This window comes from Streptomyces cupreus, from assembly GCF_014257025.1.
GTDB lineage: Bacteria > Actinomycetota > Actinomycetes > Streptomycetales > Streptomycetaceae > Streptomyces > Streptomyces cupreus.
In genome coordinates, this window is sequence record NZ_JACMSF010000118.1 from 1 (window position 1) to 10,475 (window position 10,475).

A 10,475-nucleotide genomic window follows, 5' to 3' on the forward strand; every position below is an offset into this window, starting at 1 on the left:
ATCTCCTCGTGCTCGGTGAGGGTCTTGGCGATCCGGTCGGGGTGGGAGTGCATGACGGCGACGCCCATCCGCAGCTGGCGGTCGCGGAGTTGGTCGTACAGCCTCGACAGGATCTCGTTGCCGCCGCTGCGGACGATCTCGGCGTGGAAGCAGCGGTCGGTGACGGCGGCCGCGGCCAGATCGCCGACGGCGGCCTCGGCCTTCTGCCGCGCGAGCAGGTGCTCAAGGCGCTCGATGAGCCCGGCGGGGGCGGGGACCGCCTTGCGCGCCGCGTGCTCCTCGACCAGCAGCCGGGTCTCCACGACGTCGGCGATCTCCTGCGCCGACACCGGCAATACGAGCGCGCCCTTCTTCGGGTAGAGCTTGATCAGCCCCTCCACCTCCAGGCGCAGCAGCGCCTCACGCACCGGGGTGCGGGAGACCCCGACGGCCTCGGCGAGCTCGCCCTCGGTGAGGAGGGTGCCGCCCTCGTAGCGGCGGTCCAGGACGGCTTGCTTGACGTGGGCGTAGACGCGGTCGGCGGCGGGGGGCTGCTTGACGGGGGCGGGGGTCGTGGCGGGCGGGGCTGACGGCATGCGCACATCTTAGATACAACACGTACGCATGAGGGAGCGTCGTCCAGCATGCGGACCCGAAGCAACATTCATCCCGGCAACCGCACAACCTTCTGTGCTACTTACGTGTCACACACGTGCGGCCCCACCTTCTTTCCCCTTCAACTTGGCCGCACATCAGGGGTATTCGACGCATTCGGGGTATTTGTGTAGCTCATCAGTTACGGCTACGCCAAGATCAGCTGACGCCTGCTCGGCAGGCATCCACTTCACACCACTCGGAGCTCTCACAGTGATAACCGGCATCAAGGGCATCCGCGTCCGCCGCACCGCCGCCGTCGTGGCCACGACCGGCGCGCTGGTGGCGGGCGGCGCCCTGACGGCGCCTGCGCAGGCCGCGACCGCCCCCACGGTCAGCGCCAAGGGCGCCTTCATGCTCGACAGCACGACCGGCTCAACGCTGTACAGCAAGTACGCCGACACCAAGCGGCCGATGGCGAGCACCACCAAGATCATGACGGCGCGGGTCGTACTGGCCATCCCGGACGTGAACCTGGACACCAAGGTCACCATCAAGCAGGCCTACCGGGACTATGTCGCCGCCAAGCAGGCGAGCACCGCGGACCTGAAGACCGGCGACAAGGTCACCGTCCGCCAGCTGCTGCACGCGATGATGCTGCCGTCCGGCTGTGACGCCGCGATGGCGCTCGCCGACAAGTTCGGCACCGGCACCACGGTCGCGGCCCGCACCAAGAACTTCATCGCCAAGATGAACAAGAAGGCCGAGGCGCTCGGCCTGACGAACACGCACTTCGACTCGTTCGACGGCAACTCCACGCAGAACACCAACTACACGACGCCCCGCGACCTCGCGAAGCTGACCCGCAGCGCGATGAAGTTCTCGACGTTCGCGGGCATCGTGAAGAAGCCGTCGACCGTGCAGTACGCGCCGACCAGCACCGGCGGCACCCGCAAGTACACCTGGTACAACACCAACCAGCTGCTGGGCTCCTACAGCGGCGCGATCGGTGTGAAGACCGGGACCAACACCCCCTCCGGCCCCTGCCTGGTCTTCGCCGGCACCCGCGACGGCAAGACGGTCGTCGGTGTACTCCTGAACGACCAGTACCGCTACACCGACGCGGCCAAGCTGATGGACTACGCCTTCGGCTCGACCACTGCGTCCACGATGCAGCTGCGGACGCTGCCGGCCGGCGCTCAGCAGGACTGATCCCCCGGAACAGCCGGAAGGGGCCCGCCACGTGATCGTGGCGGGCCCCTTCCCGTTTCCTACGCCCAGGTGATCAGCCGCTTGGGCTGCTCCAGGATCGCCGCCACATCGGCCAGCACCTTGGAGCCCAGCTCGCCGTCGACCAGCCGGTGGTCGAAGGAGAGCGCCAGGGTGGTGACCTGACGGGGCTTGACCTTGCCCTTGTGGACCCACGGCTGAAGCTTGATCGCGCCGACGGCGAGGATCGCGGACTCGCCGGGGTTGAGGATCGGGGTGCCGGTGTCGACGCCGAAGACGCCGACGTTGGTGATGGTCACCGTGCCGCCCTGCATCGCGGCGGGGGACGTCTTGCCCTCCCGCGCCGTCGACACCAGCTCGCCGAGGGACTCGGCCAACTGGGGCAGGGTCTTGTCGTGCGCGTCCTTGATGTTCGGCACGATCAGACCGCGCGGGGTGGCCGCGGCGATGCCCAGGTTGACGTAGTGCTTGACCACGATCTCCTGGTTCGCCTCGTCCCAGGAGGCGTTGACGTCCGGGTTGCGCTTGATGGCGACCAGCAGGGCCTTGGCGATCAGCAGGAGCGGGTTGACCCGCAGGCCCTGCATGTCCTTGTCCTGCTTCAGCTCCTCGACCAGCTTCATCGTGCGGGTCACGTCCACCGTCACGAACTCCGTGACATGCGGGGCCGTGAACGCCGAGCCGACCATCGCGGCCGCGGTGGCCTTGCGGACACCCTTGACCGGGATACGGGTCTCACGCGCGCCGTCGTACGTCGCCACCGGCGCCGCAGCGGCGGGAGCGGGGGCCGCCACCTCGGGTTCCGGGGCCTTCGGCGCGGCCACGGCCGCGTGCACGTCCTCGCGGGTGATGATGCCGTCCGGTCCGGACGGAACCACCGTGGCGAGGTCGACACCGAGGTCCTTGGCGAGCTTGCGCACCGGCGGCTTGGCCAGCGGGCGCTCCTTCACGGCCGCCGAGCCATGGCCGTTCAGCTCGATCTGCACCGCCTGGAGCGGGGCCTCCTGCACCGTGACCTGGGGGCCCTTGCGCGGGCGGCGCTTGGTCAAGGACTGGGCCACGCCGTAGCCGACGAGGACCGGCTGGCGTCCCTGGGGCTGCTCCGGCTCGGGCTCGGGGGCGGCTTCGGCGGGTGCCGGGGCCGCGGCGCCGCCCGACACGTCCACCGCGATGATCGATGTGCCCACGTCCACCGTGGTGCCCTCGGGGAAGTGCAGCTCGCGGACCACACCGTCGTAGGGGATGGGCAGTTCGACGGCGGCCTTGGCCGTCTCGACCTCGCACACCACCTGGCCGTCGGTGACCTTGTCACCGGGCTGGACGTACCACTTGAGGATCTCCGCCTCGGTGAGGCCCTCACCGACGTCCGGCATCTTGAACTCGCGTACGGACGCTTCCGTCATCGTCGTCACGACCCTCTCCTCAGTACGCCAGGGCACGGTCGACGGCGTCGAGCACCCGGTCAAGGCCCGGCAGGTACTCCTCCTCCAGACGCGCCGGCGGGTACGGGGCGTGATAGCCGCCGACCCTGAGTACCGGGGCCTCCAGGTGGTAGAAGCAGCGCTCCGTGATCCGGGCGGCGATCTCCGCGCCCGAGCCGAAGAACACCGGCGCCTCATGGACCACGACCAGACGGCGGGTCTTCTCCACCGAGGCCTGGATGGAGTCGAAGTCGAGCGGGGAGACCGAGCGCAGGTCCAGGACCTCCAGGGAGCGGCCCTCCTCGGCGGCCGCGTCGGCGACCTCCTGGCAGAGCTTCACCATCGGGCCGTAGGCGGCGAGGGTGAGGTCGGTGCCCGCGCGGACGACCTGGGCCTTGTGCAACGGGCCGGGGATCGCCTCGGTGTTGACCTCGGCCTTGTCCCAGTAGCGCCGCTTGGGCTCGAAGAAGATCACCGGGTCGTCGCTCTGGATGGCCTGCTGCATCATCCAGTAGGCGTCGGAGGAGTTCGACGGGGAGACGATCTTCAGGCCCGCCACATGCGCGAACAGCGCCTCGGGCGACTCCGAGTGGTGCTCGACCGCGCCGATGCCACCGCCGTAGGGAATACGCACGACGACGGGAAGCTTGACCTTGCCCAGCGAGCGGGCGTGCATCTTGGCGAGCTGCGTGACGATCTGGTCGTAGGCCGGGAAGACGAAGCCGTCGAACTGAATCTCCACCACCGGGCGGTAGCCGCGCAGCGCGAGGCCGATCGCGGTGCCGACGATGCCGGACTCGGCGAGCGGGGTGTCGATGACCCGCTCCTCGCCGAAGTCCTTCTGGAGTCCGTCGGTGACGCGGAAGACGCCGCCGAGCTTGCCGACGTCCTCGCCCATGATGAGGACCTTGGGGTCGGCCTCCAGGGCCTTGCGCAGCGATTCGTTGACCGCCTTGGCGAGAGCCATCTTCTCGGCCATCTCACTTGCCCCCTTCTGCGTCCGCGAACGACGCCTGGTAGGCGGCGAACTGGGCTCGCTCCTCGTCGACGAGCGCATGCCCGTCCGCGTACGCGTTCTCGAAGATGGCGAAGTGGTCCGGGTCCGGCATGGCACGGACCGCCTCGCGTACTCGCCTGCCCAACGCCTCGGACTCGGCCTCCAGTTCCGCGAAGAATCCCTCGTCCGCGTGGTTTGCGGACTCCAGGTACTGGCGAAGGCGCAGGATCGGGTCCTTGGCCTCCCAGGCCAGCCGCTCCTCGTCGCCGCGGTACCGGGTCGGGTCGTCGGAGGTGGTGTGCGCGCCCATGCGGTAGGTGTACGCCTCGACCAGCGTCGGGCCCTCGCCGCTGCGGGCCCGCTCAAGGGCCCACTTGGTGACCGCGAGACAGGCCAGGACGTCGTTGCCGTCCACCCGGACGCCCGGGAAGCCGAAGCCCTGCGCGCGCTGGTAGAGCGGGACGCGGGTCTGCTTCTCGGTCGGCTCGGAGATCGCCCACTGGTTGTTCTGGCAGAAGAACACCACCGGCGCGTTGTAGACGGCCGAGAAGGTGAACGCCTCCGCCACATCGCCCTGGCTGGAGGCACCGTCGCCGAAGTAGGCGATCACCGCGCTGTCCGTGCCGTCCTTGGCGACGCCCATGGCGTAGCCGGTGGCGTGCAGGGTCTGCGAGCCGATGACGATCGTGTACAGCTGGAAGTTGTTGCTGTTCGGGTCCCAGCCGCCGTTGTTCACACCGCGGAACATGCCGAGCAGATTGGTGGGGTCGACCCCGCGGCACCAGGCGACGCCGTGCTCACGGTAGGTCGGAAAGACGTAGTCGTCGTCGCGCAGCGCCCGGCCCGAGCCGATCTGGGCGGCCTCCTGGCCGAGCAGCGAAGCCCACAGGCCCAGCTCGCCCTGGCGCTGCAGGGAGGTGGCCTCGGCGTCGAAGCGGCGGGTGAGCACCATGTCGCGGTACAGACCGCGCAGGTCCTCGGGGGTGATGTCGGCGACGTACTTGTCGTACACCGCGTTCTCTGCGTGCTTGACGCGCTTGCCCTCGGGCGTCAGCAACTGAACGAGTTCGGGCTTGGTGCTCGGGGACTTTTTGGTCCCGGCGCTGCGTCGCGGCTTGCGCGCGGCAGTGCTCTCCACGGTCACGTGTGCTCCTCCGTCGGTCCGGTCCCCCGGGGTTGCCGGGTAAACCAGTGCGGCTCACCTGGTCCGACACCCGTGCACGGGGTGGGTGTCACTCGGCCGGAACAGGCGTGACAGGTGCCCCGGCGAGCGCCCTGCAATCATCACGTTACCCAGTGCTCCACATTTCTGTGAAACCCCATTTGACCTGCGATTTTGCTTGGATTTCCAAGTAAATCGCGAGGAACTCGAAGGGTGCTGGTCACAGCCTTGCAGGAGGCCGGAGCAACGGCACGTTATCCCGCGCACCCAGTTCACCGGAAGACTTTTCGTGTTTGACTTGCCGGGTGCGCCCAGACGGAAAAATCAGGGTATTTCTCCTGGACGACCATGAGGTGCCGGGAGATCCGGTCCCGGGACGAGTCGGTGGGCCCGGATGCGGGCGCCACTTCGAGAGCATCATGTGACCGAAAGCGACTGACGCCGACGTTCTGTGATAACGCCCAGCTCACAGGCCCGGCTCGTGCCCTAGCATCTGGCGCGTGCCGCGCCCTTGTGTACCACCCCCTGTGTCTCACGCGCCCCCGCTGGGCGCCCTGCTCCGCCAGTACGCCGCCGGGTGCGCCGTCACCTGTGAGCCCGTCGGCCAAGGGCTGCTCAACCGCGGTTACCGGCTCCGCACGACGCGCGGCCGGTACTTCCTCAAGCACCACTTCGACCCCGAGACCGCCGACCCCGCCGCCATCGCCCGCCAGCACCGCGCGACCCAGCGCCTGGCCGGCCTCGGCGTCCCGGTGGCACCCCCGCTGCCCGGGCGGGACGGCCGTACGGTCGCCGTGATCGGCGGCCACGCCTACGCCCTGCACCCCTGGATCGACGGCCGGCACCGGCACGGCGGCCAGCTCACGCCGGGGCAGTGCACAAGGCTCGGCGCGCTGCTGGGGGCCGTGCACGCGGGCTTGGAGCGCGTGATGCCGCCGTCGCCGCGGCCGCCGGCGGTGAGCGCCGACCCCGAGGACACCTTCGCCCTGATCGAGGACCTGCTCGCCCGGGTGCGCCGCCATCACCCCGCCGACTCCTTCGACGCGCTGGCCCGGCACCGGCTGCTGGAACGGCGTGCGCTGCTGGAACGGCACGCCGGCCGGCGTCCGCCGCGCGGCGGTTCGGTGGGCTGGGTGCACGGGGACTTCCACCCGTTCAACCTGCTCTACAAGGGCGACGCCCCCGCCGCGATCGTCGACTGGGACCGGCTCGGGATGCAGCCGCGCGCGGAAGAGGCGGTAAGGGCCGCCGCGATCTTCTTCGTCCGGCCCGTCGGCACCCTGGACCTGCCGAAGGTACGGGCCTACACGCGCGCGTACCGGCGCGCGGCCGGCGCCACGCCCTCCGAGCTCGCGGCGGCCGTGCACCGGGTGTGGTGGGAGCGCCTGAACGACTTCTGGATGCTGCGCTGGCACTACGAACGCGGCGACACCCGCGCCGACCCCCAGTTCCCCGCCGCCTCGGCGCTGGCGGTGTGGTGGACGCGGGAGTACGACGCGGTGTGCGACGCGTTCGTTGACTGAGGGTCAGTCCGCTTCGCCGACCCCGCCCGTGGCGCCCTCGACGGTGCCCTCCGTCGGTTCGGTCGGGTCGGTCGGTTCCGTGGCGGTCTCGGTGGGCTCTTCCGTCGGCTCGGTCGGCTCCGTGGCCGTGTCGGTCGGCTCCGGCTCGTCGCTGGTGGCCGACTGGGACGGGGTGTACGTCGGCGAGGTGGGCGGCGTCCAGCCCGAGCCGCCATCCGTACCGGAGTCGTCCTCGGTGGCCGTGTCGGTGGGATCCTCGGTCGCGTCCTCGCTCGGCGTCTCGCTGGCCGTCTGGTCGTCCGTGGTCTGCGAGGTGGTCGGCGACTGCGTGGTGCCGCCCTTGCCCGGGTCCTTGTCGTCGCTGCCGTTCAGCGCGAGGGCGACGCCCGCCGCGATGGCGATCACCGCGAGAACGGCGAGGATCCACAGCTTGCCGCGGCCGCTGCCCTTGTTGCCGTGCCCCTCGAAGCCGCCGTCGTCCCCGCCGCCGTACCGGCCGCCGGGCAGGATCGGCTGCGGGATCTGCGTGGTGCCGGAGGCGTCGGCTCCGGCGTGGCCCATCACCGCGGTCTGCGCGAAGCCCGCCGAGGGGGTGTGCCGACCGTCGTGCGTGTCGACCGGGCCGGTGTTCCAGGTGCCGGTGTGGCTGCCCTGGTCGTAGAGCATCTGGAGGCCGTACTGGACCAGGCCGCGCATCTCCTCGGCGGTCTGGAAGCGGTCGTCCGGCTCCTTGGCGAGGGAGCGCATGACCAGTCCGTCCAGCTCCGGCGGGCAGGCGTCCGAGGCCTCGGAGGGAGGCGTCGGGATGTCCTGGACGTGCTGGTAGACCACCGAGAGCGGGGTCTCGCCGGTGAACGGGGGCCTGAGCGCGAGGAGTTCGTAGAGGAGACAGCCCGTCGCGTACAGGTCGGAGCGGTGGTCGACCGCCTTGCCGAGCGCCTGCTCGGGCGACAGGTACTGGGGCGTGCCCATGACCATGCCGGTCTGGGTCATCGTCGTGGACGCGCCGTGCAGGGCGCGGGCGATGCCGAAGTCCATCACCTTGACGGCGCCGTTGTTGGTGATGATGACGTTCGCCGGCTTGATGTCGCGGTGCACGATGCCGTGCTGGTGCGAGTAGGCGAGCGCCTCCAGCACCCCGGAGACGATGATCAGCGCCTGCTCGGGCCCGGGCGCCTCGGCGTTGATGAGGAGATCGCGGATGGTGCGCCCCTCGACCAGCTCCATGACGATGTACGGCACGCTCTGGCCGCCCACGAAGTCCTCACCGGAGTCGTACACGGCGACGATCGCGTGGTGGTTGAGACCGGCCACCGACTGGGCTTCGCGAGTGAAACGGGCCTTGGAGACCGGGTCCTCGGCGAGATCGGCGCGCAGCAGCTTGACCGCGACGGTGCGGCCCAGACGTACGTCCTCGGCCGCGAACACCTCGGCCATGCCGCCCCGGCCGAGTCTGCGGGTGAGCCGATACCGGCCGTCCCCGACCAGCCCGCCGTTACCCCACATCTCCGGCGCATCTGACATACCGCCGCCAGTCGCCTCGGGGTCGGACGGGCCCTGAGCGCGCTGCTGCTGTGCCATCAGTCCTCGCCGTCGTTTCTGCCCGCGGTGCGCGCGGTGTTGTTACGGTCTCCGTCGGCCACGCTACAGCCTCCGCGCAGCCGCCGGTCCGGGATGGGCCCCGCGGCCGGTCCGTGACAGACCGGCCATGAAACCCGCAAGCCGGTCCGTCGTGCAAATTCTGTGTACCGGCCGTACGGCCCCTGTAACGCTTGCGCGACTCTTCTTTCGCGTACGGTCACGGAACGGGCACCGAGCTTGACGTGTCACTGCCCTGGGGCAGACTTGGCCGGGAATAGCACTTTCGATCAACGACAGATCGTCGACAAACGCCGGTGCCAACGGGCTATGGGGGACACGGAGAATGAGCCAGGACGGCGCACACGGCCGGTACGCGGGGCGGGCGCTGGCGGCGGGCCGCTACCAGCTGCGCGACTTGCTCGGCGAGGGCGGCATGGCCTCGGTGCACCTGGCGTACGACGCCGTGCTCGACCGTCAAGTCGCGATCAAGACCCTGCACACCGAGCTCGGCCGCGAGCAGGCCTTCCGCGAGCGCTTCCGCCGTGAGGCCCAGGCCGTGGCCAAGCTCACGCACACCAACATCGTCTCGGTCTTCGACACCGGCGAGGACGATGTCGACGGAATGACGACGCCGTACATCGTCATGGAGTACATCGAGGGCCGCCCGCTCGGCTCGGTGCTCGACGAGGACGTACAGCAGTACGGCGCGATGCCCGCCGACAAGGCGCTGAAGATCACCGCGGATGTGCTGGCGGCGCTGGAGATCAGCCATGAGATGGGGCTGGTCCACCGGGACATCAAGCCGGGCAACGTGATGATGACCAAGCGCGGCGTGGTCAAGGTCATGGACTTCGGCATCGCCCGCGCCATGCAGTCCGGCGTCACCTCGATGACCCAGACCGGCATGGTCGTCGGCACCCCGCAGTACCTCTCGCCCGAGCAGGCCCTCGGCCGGGGCGTGGACGCCCGCTCCGACCTGTACTCGGTCGGCATCATGCTGTTCCAGCTGGTCACCGGGCGGCTGCCGTTCGACGCGGACTCGCCGCTGGCGATCGCGTACGCGCATGTGCAGGAGGAGCCGGTGGCGCCCTCCTCCGTCAACCGCTCGCTGCCGCCCGCGGTGGACGCGCTGGTCGCCCGCGCGCTGCGGAAGAACCCCAACGAGCGCTTCCCGAGCGCCGAGGCCATGCGCGACGAGTGCCTGCGGGTGGCGTCCTCCTTCCAGGCCGCCGCGCCGAGCATCGTGCCGGGCGCGCAGACCGCCAGCGGCGCGGGCGTCGGCTCCGCGGTGTTCCCGCCGGTCGACCAGTCGACGCCGGCACCCACGGGCCCGGTCCAGACGCCGTACCAGCCCAATCCGTACGGCACCCCGACGCCGGCGCCCGCTCCGGCGTACGGCTATCCGCAGCAGCAGCCGGGTTACCAGACCCCGGCGCCGTCGGGGTACGCGGCGACCCCGCCGCCGTACAACATCACCCCGCAGTCCGCCCCGCCCGGTTCCGGCGGTGGCGGCAGGAGCAACAAGCCGGTGATCATCGGCGCGATCGTGGTGTCCGTGCTCGCGGTCGGCGGTCTGGTCGCCGCGCTGACGCTGAACGGCGGGGGCACCAAGGACGACGAGGGCGGGTCGAGCGCCAGCCCGTCGGCGACCAAGGCGGAGGGTTATCGCGGGCCGGACCCGAGCAAGACGATCGACCCGGAGGAGTGCACCGAGCCGGTGGAGTCGTACAACGACCCCGACAAGGTGGAGATGCCCAACTTCGTCTTCAAGAACATCGATTCGGTGAAGAAGTGCCTCAAGTCCGCCGGGTGGGAGTACGACACCAGGAAGGTCGACGAGTCCACCTGGGGCGACGGCACCGTGATGAAGCAGTTCCCCGCCGCGGGGACGGACATCGATCCCGAGGAGCCGGGGAAGTTCCAGTTCGACGTCTCCACGGGCAATCCGGCCTGACGCAGGCAGAGTAAAGGGCCCGGCGGTCTCGATC

At 69.9% G+C, this 10,475-nt stretch carries 8 protein-coding genes; 3 read left to right on the forward strand and 5 right to left on the reverse strand.

The genetic code is table 11. The annotated features are described in order from the left end of the window. A partial coding sequence (locus tag H4N64_RS43100; RefSeq protein WP_186288084.1) for a GntR family transcriptional regulator occupies nucleotides 1–575 on the reverse strand: 575 nt, incomplete at its 3' end. A gap of 271 nt (nucleotides 576–846) precedes the next feature. On the opposite strand from H4N64_RS43100, the gene H4N64_RS43105 reads away from it, so the two are divergent. Then, complete coding sequence (locus H4N64_RS43105; protein ID WP_186288085.1) at nucleotides 847–1,785, forward strand: serine hydrolase; 939 nt, start codon at nucleotides 847–849, stop codon at nucleotides 1,783–1,785. 59 nt (nucleotides 1,786–1,844) lie between these two features. Here H4N64_RS43105 and H4N64_RS43110 read toward each other — a convergent pair whose 3' ends face one another. Genes H4N64_RS43110 through pdhA form a run of 3 tightly spaced genes read right to left on the reverse strand, consistent with a single transcriptional unit; the run spans nucleotide 1,845 to nucleotide 5,365 of the window. Further along, entirely contained in the window at nucleotides 1,845–3,215 is a 1,371-nt protein-coding gene (locus H4N64_RS43110) for a 2-oxo acid dehydrogenase subunit E2 (RefSeq protein WP_186288086.1), read from the reverse strand. Nucleotides 3,216–3,225: 10 nt separating this feature from the next. Beyond that, nucleotides 3,226–4,203 carry an alpha-ketoacid dehydrogenase subunit beta gene (locus tag H4N64_RS43115; protein ID WP_186288087.1) on the reverse strand — a complete coding sequence of 326 codons (978 nt, stop codon included), beginning with the start codon at nucleotides 4,201–4,203 and terminating at the stop codon, nucleotides 3,226–3,228. Nucleotide 4,204: 1 nt separating this feature from the next. Then, complete coding sequence (gene pdhA / locus H4N64_RS43120) at nucleotides 4,205–5,365, reverse strand: pyruvate dehydrogenase (acetyl-transferring) E1 component subunit alpha (RefSeq protein WP_186288088.1); 1,161 nt, start codon at nucleotides 5,363–5,365, stop codon at nucleotides 4,205–4,207. Between the two features lie 545 nt (nucleotides 5,366–5,910). On the opposite strand from pdhA, the gene H4N64_RS43125 reads away from it, so the two are divergent. Next, nucleotides 5,911–6,906, forward strand: a complete 996-nt coding sequence (locus H4N64_RS43125) for a phosphotransferase (protein WP_186288089.1) — start codon at nucleotides 5,911–5,913, stop codon at nucleotides 6,904–6,906. A 3-nt stretch (nucleotides 6,907–6,909) separates the two neighbouring features. On the opposite strand, the gene H4N64_RS43130 is transcribed toward H4N64_RS43125, so the two are convergent. Beyond that, entirely contained in the window at nucleotides 6,910–8,487 is a 1,578-nt protein-coding gene (locus tag H4N64_RS43130) for a protein kinase domain-containing protein (RefSeq protein ID WP_186288090.1), read from the reverse strand. A 343-nt stretch (nucleotides 8,488–8,830) separates the two neighbouring features. Here H4N64_RS43130 and H4N64_RS43135 point away from each other — a divergent pair, with 343 nt between their 5' ends. Beyond that, on the forward strand, nucleotides 8,831–10,441 hold the full coding sequence (locus H4N64_RS43135) for a protein kinase domain-containing protein (protein WP_186288091.1): 1,611 nt from the start codon (nucleotides 8,831–8,833) through the stop codon (nucleotides 10,439–10,441). Nucleotides 10,442–10,475 lie beyond the last annotated feature (34 nt).